Source organism: Micromonospora sp. NPDC005087 (assembly GCF_042872965.1).
GTDB lineage: Bacteria > Actinomycetota > Actinomycetes > Mycobacteriales > Micromonosporaceae > Micromonospora.
Window position 1 is genome coordinate 122,303 of sequence record NZ_JBIALB010000011.1, and the last position, 15,316, is coordinate 137,618.

Consider the following 15,316-nt stretch of genomic DNA (forward strand, 5'->3'; position numbering starts at 1 on the left):
CCTCTCGTTCCTCTCACGCGGGCTCCTTCTGAGGGGCGTCGTCGGCGAGGGTGGCTCGCAGCGTGGTCTCCACCAGGGCGACGACGTCCTCGGCCGTGAGGCCGGCCGACTGCGCCCGGTGCAGCCACGCGACGAGGTCTTCGCGCAGCTCGGCCTGGTTGGGCAGGGACGCGCCGGCCAGGGTGCGCTGGACGAACGTGCCCACCCCGGGTCGGCCGCCGACCAGACCTTCGATCTCCAACTCCCGGTACGCCTTCAGCACCGTGTTCGGGTTGATCGCCAGCGACTGCGCGACGTCCCTGACCTTTGGCAACTGGTCGCCCGGCACCAGCAGGCCGACCCGCAGCGCCTGTTTCACCTGCTGCACGAGCTGCATGTAGGTGTTCACCTTCGACCGGCTGTCCAGCACAAACTCGATCACTCGAGACGATCCTCCCTGTTGTCCTACGACAGTAGGACTAATAGACAGCTTCACCGGGAGCCGGACCGCTGTCAAGAGAGGCCCGCGGAGTTGCCCCGAACGCGTGGGTCGCCGGGCTGGTCGGGGGGTGTTGGCACCGGAAGGCCAGCAGGTGGCACCGACGGGTCAACCGGCCGGGAAGGGAACGGGCACGTGATCCGTCTGGATGAGGAGGTGTTCGATGGTCACCAGCGAACTGACGACGTCGAGACCGACGCCGCTCCAGGTAGCCCGCGCTCGGGGCCGGCTACGCGGACGGCTCATCCTGCTCGGCCCGGCCTTCGTCGCCGCCGTCGCCTACGTCGACCCCGGCAACTTCGCCACCAACTCGGCCGCCGGCGCCCGCTACGGCTACCTGCTGGTCTGGGTCGTGGTGGTGGCCAACCTCATGGCGATGCTCGTGCAGACGCTCACCGCCAAGCTCGGCCTGGCCACCGGGCGCAGCCTGCCCGAGCTGTGCCGGGAACGCCTGCCGAAGCCGGTGAACCGGGTCATGTGGGTGCAGGCCGAGCTGGTTGCCATGGCCACCGACCTGGCCGAGGTGATCGGCGGCGCCGTCGCCCTGTACCTGCTCTTCGGCATCCCCCTGCTGCCCGGTGGGATCATCATCGGCACCGCCGCGTTCGCCGTGCTCGCCCTGCGCTCGCGTGGATTCCGCGCCTTCGAGATCGCCATCGCCGTGGGGCTCGGCGTCATCGTCCTGGCCTTCGCGGCGAACCTGCTCGCCGCCGGCTCCGACCCGGGCTCCGCCGTGGCCGGCCTGGTGCCCCGGCTCCAGGGCACCGACAGCGTGCTGCTGGCCGCCGGCATCCTCGGCGCCACCGTCATGCCGCACGTCATCTACGTGCACTCCGCGCTCACCCGTGACCGCATCCCGGCCACCGACGACACCGAGCGTCGTACGCTCTTCCGCGGTCAACGCGCCGACGTGCTGCTCGCGCTGACCGCCGCCGGCGCGGTCAACCTCGCCATGCTGCTGATCGCCGCGGCCAGCTTCCGCGGCGGCGGCCCGGTCGGCGCCGACAGCCTGGAGGGCGTGCACGCCGGCCTCGGCCAGACCATCGGCACCGCCGCGGCGTTCGGCTTCGCCATCGCCCTGCTGGTCTCCGGGCTCGCGTCCACCAGTGTCGGCACCTACGCGGGTGAGGTGATCATGCAGGGCTTCCTGCGCCGCCGGATCCCGCTGCTGCTGCGCCGGCTGGTCACCCTGCTGCCCGCGCTGGCCGTGCTCGCCATCGGCCTCGACCCGACCCAGGCCCTGGTGCTGTCCCAGGTCATCCTCAGCTTCGGCATCCCGTTCGCGCTGATCCCGGTGGTCGCCTTCACCCGCCGCCGGGACCTGATGGGCAACCTGGTCAACCATCCGCTCACCACCGCCGCCGCGTCCCTGGTGGCCGCCCTGGTCGTCGCACTCAACGCCTTCCTGCTCTGGCAGGTCGTCACCGGCTGAGCCGGTCGGGCGGGTGCCGACCGTGGCGTGTAGGCCGGGTCGGAGCGGGTACCGCGATCGGGCTGGTCCGGGGGAGTGACCGGTGACGAGCCGAGCCGCCGTACTGGGGAAGGGTCCTGCCGTGGGGTCGTACCGGATCGGGTGGACGGGCGGAGGCCGGGTACGACCGGATCGGGCGGCCCGGCGGCCGCTGACCAGGCTCGCCACGGCGGGGCTGGCGGCGCACGTCTTCTTCGAGTTGGGCTCCGGTGTCGGCATGCCGGCGGCCTCCGTCCTGGGCCCGGTGCCCGCCGCCGGGCTGTGGACCCTTGGCGCCGGGACGCTGTGGCGGGCGGCCGGTACCCGCCCGGCGTCCAGCGACCGGATCTTCGCCGTCGGCAACGGCGTCGGGCTGGCCGCGGTGATCGCCCACCTGCGCGGCTGGCCCGGCCGGCGGACCCGCCTCGGCGTGCCCTGGCTGCGCGAGTGCGAGGGGATGGGGCCGGAGCTGATGCGGTACTACAACCCGATCCTGTACGTGTCGGGCGCGGCCGCCCTGGGCGCGCTGCTGCGGGAGAACCGTTCGGCCCCGCGCTACCTGCCGCTGCTGGCGCTCGGCCTGGTGCCGCTGCTCATCGTCACGCAGCACGCCGAGCACTGGCGGCTGCGTGCGATCGCCGGCCAGCGGCCGGGCTGGTGGAACCGCAGGCTGCGGGCACTCGGCTGAGCCGCGACCGGGCGGGGCTCAACCGGCCACGGCCGGCCCGGTCACGTCCGCCGACCCTCGTCGCGGGTGGGGATCGCCTGACGCTGTTCGAGGGCGTCCGCCGCGTTGGCATCGGCCGGAAGCGACGTCGCCTCGTCGAGCGTGCCCGCCGGTAGCGCGCCCTGCTCGGCCAGGTCGGCCTCGGACGCCTCCGGGTCCACATCACCCGACATGCGGTCCGGTGGCCCCGTGTCGATCGCGTCCTGCCGTTGCTCGAGGGCGTCCGCCTCGGGCGGGGGAATTGGATCACTCTGCTCGTCCCGGTACGTGCTCATCGCGGTCTCCTACCCGGCGGGTGTCGACATGCCGCCGGGCCGCTGCCTACCCGTCACCGTCCGATTCACGCCACATCGCTGCGCGGTGGCCGACACCCGGCGTGGGCCGACACCCGGCGTGCGGAAAGTTGCGGACGGCAGTCAACCTGTGCCCCGGAGCCGTCGTCCTTGGCTGCGACGGAAGGAGAGCCCGTGCGGTGGAAGAAACGCTTCGAGGGGTTGGACACGCTCGTCGCCGATCGCGGCAGTGCCCTGCTCGCGACGGCGGTACTGCTGACCGGCAACCGAGCCGCCGGCGAGGACCTGGTGCAGGCGGCGCTGGAACGGCTGATGCGGCACTGGAGCCGGGTGCACGGTGACAAGGAGGGCTACCTGCGCCGGACGCTGTACCACCTCGCGGTGGACCAGTGGCGCAGCCGCCGACGCCGCCCGGAGGTGCTGGCCCAGGTGGAGCCGCCCGGCGAGCCGGACGGCACCGAGGCGCTGCACCTGCGCCAGGCGCTGATGCAGGCGCTGGCCACGCTGCCGCCCCGGCAGCGGGCGGTGCTGGTGCTGCGGTACTGGGAGCAGTGCAGCGAGGCGGAGGCCGCCGAGATCCTCGGTTGCTCGATCGGCACCGTCAAGTCCACCGCCTCCCGGGGGTTGTCCCGCCTCCGCGAGGTGACCGCCGCCTGGACGGTCGACGACGTCCCGGCCTCGAACGGAGCGAAATGATGACCAGCGACATCGAAGAGCAGTTGACCATCGGAATGCGCCAGGAGGTGGCGGGCCTCGCGCTCGACACGGACGTGCTGGGCGCGGCGACCCGGCGGCACGGGCGACGGGTCACCGTGCGGCGAGCCTCGTACGCCGCTGGCGTGATGGGCCTGGCCGGGGCGCTCGCCGCGGTGGTGGCGATCGGTGGGCCCGGCGCCTCGGCGCCGGGAGGCAACGCCCCGGGTGCCTCGGCGCCGGGTGGCAACCCGCCGCCGGTGGCCAGCGCCGACTCGCCACAGCTCCAGCTGGCCTCGGCGATCACCGCCAGCGAGGCCGTCAGCTACCGCCTGAAGATCACCGTCGGCAGCAGGGAGGACCCGGACGCCGGGGGGACCGCGGAGGCAGCCTGGGACCCGGACCGTTCCACCGGCTGGCTGACCTCCTCCATACCCGGTGGAGGGGCCTACTACCAGCGGATGATCAACGGGACGTTCTATGTCGGATCGAGTGGCTCGGCGACCTGGAAGCAGGAGCCGAACAACGGCTATCTGGAGTACGGCGACGTCCTCGGTGGCGCGGCCGGCGCGTCGGCCGATCCGAAGGAGTTGTTCGCGGCGCTACGGGAGGCGCACGCCAAGATCACCCGAACCGGCGACGGCCGGTACCACTTCGAGAGCACCCGCTCCTACGACGACGAGCACAGCGCCGGCACCCGAACGCTGGTCGGGGACGTGACCGTCGGCGCGGACGGCCGCGTCGCGACGGTGACCTACCTGTCGTCGAACAAGGCCCGGATCAAGGCTGGGGTGAAGAGCCCCAAGAGTGGGCTCACCATGGAATCGCATCAGCGGCTGACCCTGGAGCTGTCCGACTACGGCGTCCCGGTGCGGGTGCAGAAGCCGACGAACGTGATCGTCGCCCGCTGACCGAAAGGCCTTAGGTCACGGCCCCGCACTGCCCGCCGCACCGCGCGGCGGGCAGTGCGTCAGCCGGCATTGGCCGGTCGGGTCCTCAGTGGATGTCGCGGCGGATCAGTCGGTGAGCGTCACCGGGGACCGGTCGCGGCGGGATGCGGCGGCCAGCCCCAGCGCCAGCAGCGCGCACACCGCGCCGACCAGGAAGAGCAGCGAGGCCGCCAGTTGGCCCAGCCACTCCCACAGCGGGTGCCACGCCGGGTGCGGCTCGTCGAGGTGGTGCTTGAGCAGTTGGGGCGCGGCGAGGAGCACCGGCAGCCACCACAGCACCATGGTGACGCCGAACAGGAATTTCGCCGTGCCGCCGCCCAGGCGTTCCTCGGTGCGTCGGCTGGCCCAACCGAAGACCAGCCACCCGGCCAGCGCGCCCAGCAGCGCGCCGATCACCCCGGCGGGGACCACCGCCGGCGGCGGCGCGCGGTGCAGTTCGACCGACAGGTACGTGCCGTCACCGGTGGTCTGTGAGGGGATGGAGGCGTTCAGGATGGTGTCGCCGCGCCGAGCCAGCATGGTGGTCGTGGTGCTCACCATCGGGGTAGCGCACAGCTTGTCCGAGCAGATCGTGTCCTCGACCACCACGGGGTCGTACAGCCGTCAGCCGGTTTCGCGCAGGCGCTGCCGGGCCACCGTGACGATCTGCTCGGCCGGCACCGATGGTGCGCCGACGGAGGTGACGCCGGTGGCGCTCTCCTGGTACTCGCCGCCGTCGCCGAGCAGCACGGTTTTGAGGTTGCTCAGCCGCAGGGGGTGCCCGTACACGACGAAGAGCGCGGGTGGGGTGTCGATCTCGCCCAGGTCATGTCCGGGAAAGACCTCGGTCAGGATGGCGCCGGCCTCGGCGCGGTCGGGCTGCGGTCGGGAAGTCTCCCAGGCGACCCGGCTGGCCAGCGCGCCGGCGAAGAGGCCGCAGATGAGCGCGGCCAGCGTGGCCCAGGCGACGACGCTGTAACTGGCGGGGCGGCCGAGCCGGCGGCGCAGCAGCCGCCAGTACCGGCGGGCCAACAGGTCGGTCGTCGGCATGGCCATCCTTCGGGTCCGGCGTCAGGCGGGGCGGGAGGCGTAGGTGCCGCAGTCGCGCCTCGGCGGCGGTGGTGAGCCGGCGCAGCCGGTGCCGGCACTATAGATAGATCGTTTATGGATGGGCAAGGATGTGGGTGTCATCCCCGCGATAGCCACCACCGGTGGCCGGGATCGGCCAGGATGGGCGAGGCGGCCGGCCACGGCCGTGGCGAGGAGGGCGGGCGATGCGGGTGCGGGCGCGGGTGACCCGGGGGCGGCACGCCCGGGCGGGAACAGCGCTGGCCACCCTGCTCGTCTGGGCGGTGCCGCTGGCACTGGTGCTCGCGCCGGGCGCGGCGCTGGCCGGCGCGCCGGGCGCCGGAACGGCGGTCTGCCAGGTGCGCGACGATCGGCTCCGGGAGATGTCCGGGATGGTCGCCACGGACGACGGGTACGTGGTGGTCAACGACGGCGCCGACGACGAGGCCCGCCGCCGGATCTTCTTTCTCGACCGCCGTTGCGCGGTGGTGCGGACGGTCGCCTACCCGTCCCAACCACGCGACACGGAGGACCTGGCCGTCGGCCCGGATGGCACCATCTGGGTCGCCGACATCGGCGACAACGACCGCACGCGGGAGACGATCGCGCTGTGGCGGCTCGCGCCGGACGCGGACCAGCCGGTGCTGCACCGGATGACGTACCCGGACCGCCCGCACGACGCGGAGGCGTTGCTGCTCGACGCGGATGGCCGGCCGCTGATCGTGACCAAGGGGGGCAGCGGCACGGTCTTCCTGTACGCGCCGACCACCGCGCTGCGTCCCGCGGCGACGACGCCGCTGGCCTCGGTCGGTCAGGTGGCCCTGCCGGCCTCCACGACCAGCAACCCGTTCTCCTTTCTCGGCCGGGGTGTGGTCACCGGCGCGGCGAGCGCGCCGGACGGGCGTCGGGTGGTGCTGCGCAGCTACGCCGACGCCTTCGAGTACGACGTGCCCGACGGCGACCTGGTCGCCGCGCTGACCAAGGGCGTCCCGCGGGTCACCCCGCTGCCGGACGAGCCCCAGGGCGAGTCGATCACCTACAGCCGGGACGGCCGGTCGTTGCTCACCGTCTCCGAGTCCGCCGGCCAGCCGCAGGGCACCTACCCGGCGATCCTGCGGTATCCCGCCACGACGGGGACGGCCGCCACCCCAAGCCCGATGGAGTCCACCACCGCCGGCCCGCTGGCGCCCAGCGCGGTCCGCCCGGCGGCGGCGGACGTGGGCGGCGCGGGCGATCGGACCTGGCCGCTGGTGGCCGTCGCCGGGACGCTGCTGGCGCTGGTCGGGCTTGCCGGTGTGCTGTGGCGGCGACACACGGCCCGGCGGTGACGGGATGTCCGTGCTGTCCGCGTTGCGCCACCCGATCGTCGCCGCCCCGATGGCCGGCGGCCCGTCCACGCCGGCGCTCGTGTCGGCCGTCTCCTCCGCCGGCGGATTGGGCTTCCTGGCCGCTGGGATGATCGACACCGGCCGGCTGGCCGCCGACATCGCGGAGGTCCGTGCCCACACCGACCGGCCGTTCGGTGTCAACGTCTTCCTGCCCGGCTCCGGCACCGTCGACGAGGCCGCCATCCGGGCGTACGCCGACCGGCTCGCCCCGCACGCCGGCCAGCGCGGGGTGGCCCTGGGCGAGCCGGTGGGCGGCGACGACGGATACCCGGACAAGCTGGCCATGCTGCTCGCCGACCCGGTCCCGGTGGTGTCCTTCGCCTTCGGGTTGCCCGACCGGGCCGCGGTGGCCGCCCTGCGGGAGCGGGGCACCGAGGTGTGGGCCACGATCACCCGGCCGGACGCCGCCACGGCTGCCGCCGAGATCGGCGTGGACGCCGTGGTGGTGCAGGGCACCGAGGCTGGTGGACATCGCGGTGGCCTGCCGGACGACGACGACTACGCGCTGCTGCCGCTGCTCCGGCTGGTCGCCGCCGGTGGTGACCGCCCGCTGGTGGCCGCCGGAGGCGTCGTCGACGGCCCCGGGGTGGCCGCGGTGCTGGCCGCCGGCGCCGCCGCCGCGCAGCTCGGCACGGCGTTCCTGCGCTGCCCGGAGGCGGGGAGTTCGCCGATGCACCGGTCGGCGGTGGCCAGCTCCGCGCCGACCGCTCTGACCCGGGCGTACACCGGCAAGCGGGCTCGCGGCGTGGTCAACGACTTCCTGCGCCGCCACGATGCCGCGGCGCCCGCCGGCTACCCGCAGGTGCTGCACCTGACCCGTCCGTTGCTGTCAGCCGCCCGGCGCGAGGGGGACGCGTCGGTGCCGAACCTGTGGGCTGGGCAGGCTCATCCCCTGGCCCGGGACCTGCCGGCCGCCGAGCTGGTTGGCGAGGTCAGCGCCGGGGCCCGGACCGCGTTGGCGGCGGCGGCGGAGCGGGCGACCCGCTGGGGTTGACCGGATCGCCGGCCGGCCCGGACGGGATGGCGGCGGAAGCCGTAGAGTCTCGCCGTGATCGAGATCGGCGCGCAGGTCGACCTGTCCCACCCGCCGGACCGGGTGTGGCTCGCATTGACGGACCGGGAGCTGCTCGGCCGGTGGTTCGCCGAGGCCGACGTGGCGGAAGTCCCGGACCGGCTGGTGCTGCACACGGCCGGGTTGCCCGGCTTCGACGCCAACGTCGAGGTCGAGGTGATCGAACGGCGTGTGCCCGAGCTGCTCACGATGCGCTGCGACGAGGCGGGCCGGCTCACCGAGGTGACCTGTGCCGTCACCGCCACGAAGCAGGGCTGCCGGCTGGCGGTCCGCGAGGTGACGACGCACGGCACCTGGTCCGCCGAGCAGCACGACCCACGCGAGCAGCAGCTCCGGCAGGCGCTGACCGTGCGCCTGCCGGCCATTCTCGACTGGCTCGCTTTCCAACAGGTCGACCTGCGGCGCGGTGAGGCCGGGATGACGGCCGAACTCCCGACGATCGGCGCGCTCCGGGAGGGCCCCGCCCGGGCCCGCCGCCGTCGCCGCACGGTGGTCGCGGTGCTGACCGGCGCCGTACTGGTCGCGGGGCTGGCGGCGTGGGTCGCGTTGCCGGGCGAGCCGGACACCGCTGCCGCCCCACCCCCGGCGACACCGTCACCGACGCAGGCGTCGGCGTCCGAGGCGGCCGTCGTGCCCACCGGCTCACCGAGGGCGACGCCCTCGGCGCGCCCCTCGCGGACCGCCGCGTCGGCGACCGCCCGCCCGAGCCGCACCCCGACGGTCAAGCCGTCGCCCACCCTCGCCTCGGTCCCGGCATCACCGCCGCTGACCGCCAGCTACCGCACCGACTCCAGCCGGCTGTTCGGCTACACGGGCGAGGTGGTGGTCGAGAACCCGGGCGGTGCACCGGTGGCGGACTGGGTCGTGGTGGTGACCCTCGCCGAGAGCAGCACCTTCGACGACGTCGACGGCGCCGACGTGAAGCGGGACGGGCGGACGCTCACCTTCAGCGGGCCGGCCGTGCCGGCCGGCGGGTCGAAGACGTTCCAGTTCGACGTCCGCGACAGTCGGCCGAAGGCCAGGGAGCCGGAGGGCTGCACGGTGGACGGCAATCGGTGCGCGGGCACGTGAACGCGGGCCGCGACGGGCGGCCCGAGCGCGGGGAGGGCCATCGTGCCGCGTCCACCGGTTCTCGCGGTCGTCCGGCAACGGCCCGACCCGGGAGCATGCGGGCGGGCGGTCGTCCCTAGGCTGGCGGCATGGCACTGCTGCACCGGGCGACCCTGCGCCCCTCGAAGCTCGACCTGCTGGCGACCTGGCTGCCCGCTCGACCGTGGTACCGGGGGCCGGCCGGCGCCGACGTGGTGACCCTGGGCGCCTACCGCTTCGACGACCCCGCTGGCGCGGTCGGCATCGAGACGATCCTGGTCGGCGCCGGCGACGGGCCGGTCCACCAGGTCCCGCTCACCTACCGCGCCGCGCCGCTCGACGGCGCCGACGACTGGCTCGTCGGCACCACCGAGCACTCGGTGCTCGGCCCGCGCTGGGTGTACGACGGCTGCGCGGACCCGGTGTACGCGACGGCGCTGGCCGACGCGATCCTCGCCGGCACCGGTCAGGCGGAGCAGTACTTCGAGGTCGACGGCCGACGCGAGCTGCGTGAGCCGAACATGACGATCCTCGGCAGTGGTGCCGCGCCGCTTCCGGTCGACGCCGCGGTACCGGTGGTCGATGAGGACGCCTCGCTGATCGTCACCGATTCCGTCGAGTTGGTCGTCGTACGTCGGCCCGGCGCCGGCGCGGTCGATGCCGCCGTGGCGGTCCTCAGTGGCAGCTGGAACGGCCAGCCGACGACCGTGCCGCTGGCGTACGCCCGAGCGCGCTGACGCCACGGCGGGCCGGCAGGGCGTTACGGTCGTGGTGTGATTACCGTCGCCGACGTGCGGGCCCTCGCCCGGACGCTGCCCCGCAGCAGCGAGCATCTGATCCGGGATCGGGTGAAGTTCCGGGTCGGGTCCATCGTGTACGTCGCGTTCTCCCGTGACGAGGCGACGATGGGCTTCGGGTTCCCCAAGCAGGAGCGGGCCGGGCTGGTCGCCGCCGAGCCGGATCTGTTCTTCCTGCCCGGCGAGTCGGACCTGCGCTTTCACTGGGTGTGCTGCCACACCGCCCGGCTGGAGCACGGGTACATGACCGAGCTGGTCACCGAGGCGTGGCGGATGGTGGTGCCGAAGTTCCTGGCCCGGCAGCGGCTGGGCGGCTGACAGGCGGCGAACTACGACGACGGGGGCCTGGTAGCGGGCCCCCGTCGCGTTTCACCACCGAGTCGGTGGGGGTGGCGGCGATACGGGCGGTCGGTCGTCGCAGGTGATGGTGTTCGGCAACAGCCACGGGGCCAACCAGCCGCCGTCGTTGCCGCCGAGGTCGGTCAGCGCGAACTCCGAGCCGGCCGGGGTGAAGTGGAACGACCCGCAGTTGTTGACGCCGACCGCACCCACGTTGCGGGCGTCCACGTTGGCGAACGAGGCCGAGCCGGAAGAGCGGGCGCTGACCACGGAGGTGCCGGTGCCGTCGACCCGGACGTTCCGGAAGTGCACGTTGGTGATCGAGTAGAGGTCCTTCACCGGCCAGTCGCTGACCACCATGATCGCGTTGTAGGTGTTGTCGAGGTATGCGTCGCCGACCACCTCGATGGCCGCGTCGATGCTCCGGTCCAGGGCGAAGATCCAGATCGCGCCCAACCCGATGTTCCAGTTCAGCTCGTACGTGCCGGCGCGGGCGGTGGTGTTGTTGGTGATCCGCAGGTGACCGGTGAACGGCTCCGCGCCGAAGCGCGAACCGGCGTGGATGCCGCTGCCCTCGCGCACCGGATCGGCGATGAGGTTGTGCGAGACGGTGTTGTCCCTGCCGCCGTAGATGGCGATGCCGTTGGCCAACGTCGGCGACTGCACGGTGTTGTGGTCGAACGTGTTCCGCGCGTTGGCCGTCGTCTCCGACCACATCGCCAGGCCGTCGTCGCCGGTGTTGCGGACGAAGTTGTGGGCGACGAGCGAGTTCGTGACGCCGGTGTGGAAGTTGAGCGCGTCCGCGATCTGGTCGACGATGATGTTGTTGGTGACGCGGACGTTCGTCATCGGCCCGTCGAACCACAGGCCCACCTTGGTGTGGTGCAGGTAGAGCCCGTCGATGGTCGAGTCACTCATCGCCCCACCGATCGCGTTGACCTGGTCGGTGTCGATGCGTTCCCGCACGTCCCCCTCGATGGCGAAGCCGGAGAGGTGGACGTTGCGGCTGCCGCCGTCAGCGGCGTCGCGGCCGTAGAAGCCGACGCCGGTGTGCACCGAGCCGTCCGGGGCCGGCGTCGGCAGGGCGACCTCGCGGCCCTTGATGATGGTGTACCAGCTGCCGGCGCCCTCGATGGTCACGTCGTCGACGGTGATGTGCCGGTTGACCTGGTAGGTGCCCGGCGGGATGTACACCTTCAGGTGGGCCCGCCGGGCGAAGGCGATGGCCCGGTCCAGGGCGGCGGCGGAGTCCCGCCGGCCGGTGGGGTCGGCGCCGAAGGCCAGCACGTTCGCGGCGAGAAGCCGGACGTGCGGCGGCGCGACCAGTTCGGAGTCGAGCAGGTCGATGACGGTCCAGGCGGCCGCGCTGCCGGGTGGCGCGGTGAGCCGGACCCGGTCGCCGGCCCGGTAGGTGCGCCCGAGCAGGAGCCGCTGCTCGTCGTAGAAGTGGGTGGGCCGGAACGGCGTGCTGATGGTCGGGTACGGCGTGGTGGCCGACGGCACGCACGAGCACTCGGTGATCCACCAGTCCGGGTTCAGCAGCCCGGCCTGGGGGTCGTTGGAGAACGGGTACTGGTTGTAGAGCCATGAGTACTGCGAGGTCAGCGTCATGCTGCGGACGTGCTTGCCGTTGACCGCGACGCCCAGCGGGGCGGTGATCCCGCCGCCGCGCGGCGCGTCCGGGATGCTGTACCGCACGGTGATCGCGTTGGCCGCGCTGGGCAGGGCGAACTCGACGTACTCCCCGGGGGTGAGCCGCACCGCCCGGCGGCCGGAGGCCTCCGCGGGCAGCGTGTAGGCGGACCGGTCGGGGCCGATGATCTCGCCGTTGGTGTGGGCGTTCTCCGCCTCCTGCTCGAGAAAGCCGACGTTCGCGCCGCGCCCGGCGACCAGCGCCGGGTCGAGGGCGGCCCGGGTGACCACCGGCTGCACGCCGGATGCTCGGGTGGCGGCTGCGGCGGGCCCACCGCCCAGCAGTGCGAGGGCGGTCACGGCCACGACCGCGCCCGCGGTCAGTGGCCGGTGGGGGCGTCGCCGCGCCGGGATCGTGCTCCGGGACATGGACTCTCCTCTGTGGTCCGCGGGCGCTCTCACCGGCGCTCAGCATCGACCGCCATGATGCCAGTGGCGTGCGTAACGTTGCAAGAGGAAGATGAAAACATGAAAAGTGACGACCGAGAAGCAGAAAGAAACCGACAACACGCTTCAATGCGCGCCGTCGGCCAGCTCCACCGGAGCGGCTCCCGACGGGCGTAGGCTGAACCGCGTGGATCAAGAAGACCGGATCGCCCTGTTCCTCGACTACGAGAACCTCGCGCTGGGGGCTCGCGACAACCGCGGCGGCATGGCCTTCGACTTCCGGCCCATCGCCGACGCCCTGGCCGAGCGGGGGCGCGTGGTGGTGCGCCGGGCGTACGCCGACTGGTCCTACTTCGACGAGGACCGCCGGATGCTCACCCGGTCCCATGTCGAGCTGATCGAGATCCCGCAGCGGATGGGCGCCTCCCGCAAGAACGCGGCCGACATCAAGATGGCCGTGGATGCCATCGAGCTGGCCTTCGAACGCGACTACATCTCCACCTTCGTGATCTGTAGCGGCGACAGCGACTTCACCCCGCTGGTGCACAAGCTCCGCGAGCTGAACAAGCGGGTCATCGGCGTCGGCGTCGAGGGGTCCACGTCAGCGCTGCTCCCGCCGGCGTGCGACGAGTTCCTCTACTACGACCGGCTGGAGGGTGTGGACATCCCGCCGACCCACGGCCGGCGTGGCCGTCCGGTGCGGCAGCCGGGCCCGGAGCTGCGTGCACCCGAGCCGGAGCGGGAGCAGGAGCCGGAGGAGGAGCGGCAGCCGACGGGGGAGGAGCCCGGCCGGGACGTGGACGCCCTCGCCGTGCTGGTGGCCCAGACGGTGGCCGGGCTCCAGGGCAGCGCCAGCGGCGAGGTGACCGCCTCCCGGCTCAAGCGCACCCTGCTGCGCAAGGACCCGACGTTCAGCGAGTCCGACTACGGGTTCCGCACCTTCGGCGAGTTGCTGCGTCACCTCGCCGCGCAGAGCGTGATCGAGCTGGCCGAGGGCCCCGCGAAGGGCGACCCGGAGGTCTCGTTGCCGGAGCATGGCGATCGTGAGGTGGCCTTCGGTCTGCTCCGTGGCGTTGTGGCGGACCTGGGCAGCGCGGGCAACCCGGTCGCCCTGTCCGGGCTGAAGAACCAGCTGCGCCGGGCCCGGCCCGACTTCAGCGAGAAGAAGCTCGGCTACCGCAGCTTCCTCCAGTTCTGCAAGGCCGCCGCCACCGGCGGTGTGGTCGACCTGCGCTGGAGTCCCGAAGCGGACGACTACCTGCTCACCGCGCAGGGGTGAGTGCCAGCCGGCTCCCTGGCCGGCATGCCCGAAGGCGCCTCGTCCCGGTTCTGATCCGCTGCTCAGGACGGGAGAAGTGCCGCGGCGGCTCCTCCATGTCTCGAGTTGACCCGAACTGCGCCCGAATCGCGGCTCTTGTCACGCTCTGAGCCCACCTGCGCCGTACCCCTTGCCGGGGAATTGCTATACGGTCGGCGAATGATGGTGGAGGAACACTGGTGGAACGGTGACACGACCCCGCGCGGGCGCCGGGACGTGTACATCCGTACTGACGGGCAGGGTTGGGAGGTCCGCGCCCAGATCGGTGGGGCGTCGGGTCGTGAGCGGGTGCAGCAGTGCCCCAGCCGGGCCTCGGCGGCCATCCTCGCCGACGCCTGGCGCGGCACCCACCCTTCCTGGCGCGAACTGACGCGCTGATCCGGCACCGGGCCGGGCCGGCAACGCTCCAGGGCTCCAGCCCGGCGCGGTCACCGGCCGGCCCGGCGCACGGCTCACCCGGCGGCGGCCGGAGACGGGGTCACGTCAGCCGGTCACTGCGCGTCGCTTCGACGAAGGTGCGCCACTGCTCGGGGCGGAACCGCAGTGCGGGGCCGGTCGCGTCCTTGCTGTCCCGAACGCCGATGACATCGGGCAGGTTGTCCGCCACCTCGACACAGTTGCCTTGAGCGCTGCTCCGGATGCTCTTGCGCCAAGCGGCGCCGGTCAGATCAACCATCGTGTCTCTCCTTGATGTCCTGCACGAGCTTGCGGGATTCCTGCACGCTCAGCGCCTCTGACGTGAGCGTCTTCCAGACCTCGGCGTACGCGCGGACCTCTTCGATCCGGTCGAGGTACAGAGCTCCCGACAGTCCCTCGCTGTAGACCGTCGTGGGCTCTGCGGACCTGGCACCGGTGGTGGGGAAGTCCAGGATGACGAAATTCCCTGCCACCGCCACCTGACTCAGCCTGCTGCCGAGCGGCAGAAGCCTGATGGACACGTTGGACGCGTTGCCGGCCTCGATGAGCCGATCTAGCTGCCCAGCCATGCCGGGAACGGCGCGGTGTAGTAGTGCCTCCTCAAGAATGACGTCCAACGTGGGCGCGGCCGGGCGCTTCCTGACCAGGATTCGCTGACGCTCGGTCCGCAGTTCCACCAGCTTGGCCACCTCGTCGTCCGAGGTTTCTGGTCGAGTCCGTCCTACCTCAGCCGCGTACTCCGGCGTCTGCAACAGGCCGGGTACCAGGGCATGTTCATAGGTTCGTATCCGGCTGGCCGCTGACTCCAGCCCCACGTACAGCTCGAACCACCTCGGGATGATCTCGCCGTAGGCGTGATACCAGCCCTTGCTTTTGGACTCGCTGGCCAGGCTCACGAGGACTTCGGTCATGTCCGCGGCGGCGCCGTAGAGGCGGCACATCTGGTCGACGTCCAGCGCCCGCACGGGGGTCTGCCCGGACTCGATGCGGTACATCTTGGCGCGGGACCACTCAAGGTCGGACGCAGCCGCCTCCAGCCCGATGCCTGCCTGCTCTCTGGTCTGGCGCAGCAGCCGGCCGAGCTGCCGCCGCGGCACCGTCGAACCAGCCTCGGTCATTCGCGCCGTCCTCTCCGTCTCGTCTTGACACGTCATCCGGCGTCGATTGGGACGCCACACG

General features: G+C 72.5%; 18 protein-coding genes. 11 read left to right on the plus strand and 7 right to left on the minus strand.

What is annotated here, in order from left to right:
• Positions 1-13: 13 nt before the first annotated feature.
• Positions 14-421 (minus strand): GntR family transcriptional regulator, encoded by a 408-nt coding sequence (locus ACFYPS_RS24265; RefSeq protein WP_354966029.1) that lies wholly within the window; start codon positions 419-421, stop codon positions 14-16.
• A gap of 220 nt (positions 422-641) precedes the next feature.
• Here ACFYPS_RS24265 and ACFYPS_RS24270 point away from each other — a divergent pair, with 220 nt between their 5' ends.
• Entirely contained in the window at positions 642-1,910 is a 1,269-nt protein-coding gene (locus ACFYPS_RS24270; RefSeq protein WP_354966028.1) for an Nramp family divalent metal transporter, read from the plus strand.
• Between the two features lie 82 nt (positions 1,911-1,992).
• Entirely contained in the window at positions 1,993-2,616 is a 624-nt protein-coding gene (locus tag ACFYPS_RS24275; RefSeq protein WP_354966027.1) for a hypothetical protein, read from the plus strand.
• 41 nt (positions 2,617-2,657) lie between these two features.
• On the opposite strand, the gene ACFYPS_RS24280 is transcribed toward ACFYPS_RS24275, so the two are convergent.
• Positions 2,658-2,930: a hypothetical protein gene (locus ACFYPS_RS24280; protein WP_354966026.1), complete on the minus strand. Its 273-nt coding sequence runs from the start codon at positions 2,928-2,930 to the stop codon at positions 2,658-2,660.
• A gap of 192 nt (positions 2,931-3,122) precedes the next feature.
• Between ACFYPS_RS24280 and ACFYPS_RS24285 the strand changes: the two genes are divergently transcribed.
• Positions 3,123-3,644, plus strand: a complete 522-nt coding sequence (locus ACFYPS_RS24285; protein ID WP_354966025.1) for a SigE family RNA polymerase sigma factor — start codon at positions 3,123-3,125, stop codon at positions 3,642-3,644.
• Positions 3,644-4,552 (plus strand): hypothetical protein, encoded by a 909-nt coding sequence (locus tag ACFYPS_RS24290; RefSeq protein WP_354966024.1) that lies wholly within the window; start codon positions 3,644-3,646, stop codon positions 4,550-4,552. The genes ACFYPS_RS24285 and ACFYPS_RS24290 overlap by 1 nt, the downstream gene beginning before the upstream one ends.
• A gap of 105 nt (positions 4,553-4,657) precedes the next feature.
• Here the strand turns inward: ACFYPS_RS24290 and ACFYPS_RS24295 are convergent, their stop codons facing one another.
• Together ACFYPS_RS24295 and ACFYPS_RS24300 are read right to left on the minus strand one after the other, a co-directional pair.
• Positions 4,658-5,176 carry a hypothetical protein gene (locus tag ACFYPS_RS24295; protein ID WP_387327115.1) on the minus strand — a complete coding sequence of 173 codons (519 nt, stop codon included), beginning with the start codon at positions 5,174-5,176 and terminating at the stop codon, positions 4,658-4,660.
• Positions 5,177-5,194: 18 nt separating this feature from the next.
• Positions 5,195-5,620: a hypothetical protein gene (locus ACFYPS_RS24300; protein WP_387327117.1), complete on the minus strand. Its 426-nt coding sequence runs from the start codon at positions 5,618-5,620 to the stop codon at positions 5,195-5,197.
• Between the two features lie 224 nt (positions 5,621-5,844).
• On the opposite strand from ACFYPS_RS24300, the gene ACFYPS_RS24305 reads away from it, so the two are divergent.
• The 5 genes from ACFYPS_RS24305 to ACFYPS_RS24325 all read left to right on the plus strand — a co-directional run bounded on the left by ACFYPS_RS24305 (position 5,845) and on the right by ACFYPS_RS24325 (position 10,302).
• Positions 5,845-6,966 (plus strand): hypothetical protein, encoded by a 1,122-nt coding sequence (locus ACFYPS_RS24305; protein WP_354966022.1) that lies wholly within the window; start codon positions 5,845-5,847, stop codon positions 6,964-6,966.
• 4 nt (positions 6,967-6,970) lie between these two features.
• On the plus strand, positions 6,971-8,020 hold the full coding sequence (locus ACFYPS_RS24310) for an NAD(P)H-dependent flavin oxidoreductase (RefSeq protein ID WP_387327120.1): 1,050 nt from the start codon (positions 6,971-6,973) through the stop codon (positions 8,018-8,020).
• 54 nt (positions 8,021-8,074) lie between these two features.
• Positions 8,075-9,169 (plus strand): SRPBCC domain-containing protein, encoded by a 1,095-nt coding sequence (locus ACFYPS_RS24315; RefSeq protein ID WP_387327123.1) that lies wholly within the window; start codon positions 8,075-8,077, stop codon positions 9,167-9,169.
• Positions 9,170-9,297: 128 nt separating this feature from the next.
• The gene (locus ACFYPS_RS24320; RefSeq protein ID WP_354966019.1) at positions 9,298-9,924 is read left to right on the plus strand and encodes a hypothetical protein; all 627 of its coding nucleotides are present in this window, start codon (positions 9,298-9,300) and stop codon (positions 9,922-9,924) included.
• Between the two features lie 36 nt (positions 9,925-9,960).
• On the plus strand, positions 9,961-10,302 hold the full coding sequence (locus ACFYPS_RS24325) for an MmcQ/YjbR family DNA-binding protein (protein ID WP_089016864.1): 342 nt from the start codon (positions 9,961-9,963) through the stop codon (positions 10,300-10,302).
• A gap of 51 nt (positions 10,303-10,353) precedes the next feature.
• Here ACFYPS_RS24325 and ACFYPS_RS24330 read toward each other — a convergent pair whose 3' ends face one another.
• Complete coding sequence (locus ACFYPS_RS24330; RefSeq protein WP_387327128.1) at positions 10,354-12,384, minus strand: glycosyl hydrolase family 28-related protein; 2,031 nt, start codon at positions 12,382-12,384, stop codon at positions 10,354-10,356.
• Positions 12,385-12,589: 205 nt separating this feature from the next.
• Here ACFYPS_RS24330 and ACFYPS_RS24335 point away from each other — a divergent pair, with 205 nt between their 5' ends.
• Both ACFYPS_RS24335 and ACFYPS_RS24340 read left to right on the plus strand, forming a co-directional pair.
• A complete protein-coding gene (locus ACFYPS_RS24335; RefSeq protein ID WP_354966017.1) occupies positions 12,590-13,681 on the plus strand; it encodes a PIN domain-containing protein in 1,092 nt (363 codons plus the stop codon).
• Between the two features lie 198 nt (positions 13,682-13,879).
• Positions 13,880-14,098: a hypothetical protein gene (locus ACFYPS_RS24340; protein WP_074318338.1), complete on the plus strand. Its 219-nt coding sequence runs from the start codon at positions 13,880-13,882 to the stop codon at positions 14,096-14,098.
• A 100-nt stretch (positions 14,099-14,198) separates the two neighbouring features.
• On the opposite strand, the gene ACFYPS_RS24345 is transcribed toward ACFYPS_RS24340, so the two are convergent.
• Together ACFYPS_RS24345 and ACFYPS_RS24350 are read right to left on the minus strand one after the other, a co-directional pair.
• The gene (locus ACFYPS_RS24345) at positions 14,199-14,396 is read right to left on the minus strand and encodes a DUF397 domain-containing protein (protein ID WP_354966016.1); all 198 of its coding nucleotides are present in this window, start codon (positions 14,394-14,396) and stop codon (positions 14,199-14,201) included.
• On the minus strand, positions 14,389-15,255 hold the full coding sequence (locus tag ACFYPS_RS24350; protein WP_387327132.1) for a helix-turn-helix domain-containing protein: 867 nt from the start codon (positions 15,253-15,255) through the stop codon (positions 14,389-14,391). Before ACFYPS_RS24350 ends, ACFYPS_RS24345 begins: the two co-directional genes overlap by 8 nt.
• Positions 15,256-15,316: the final 61 nt, after the last annotated feature.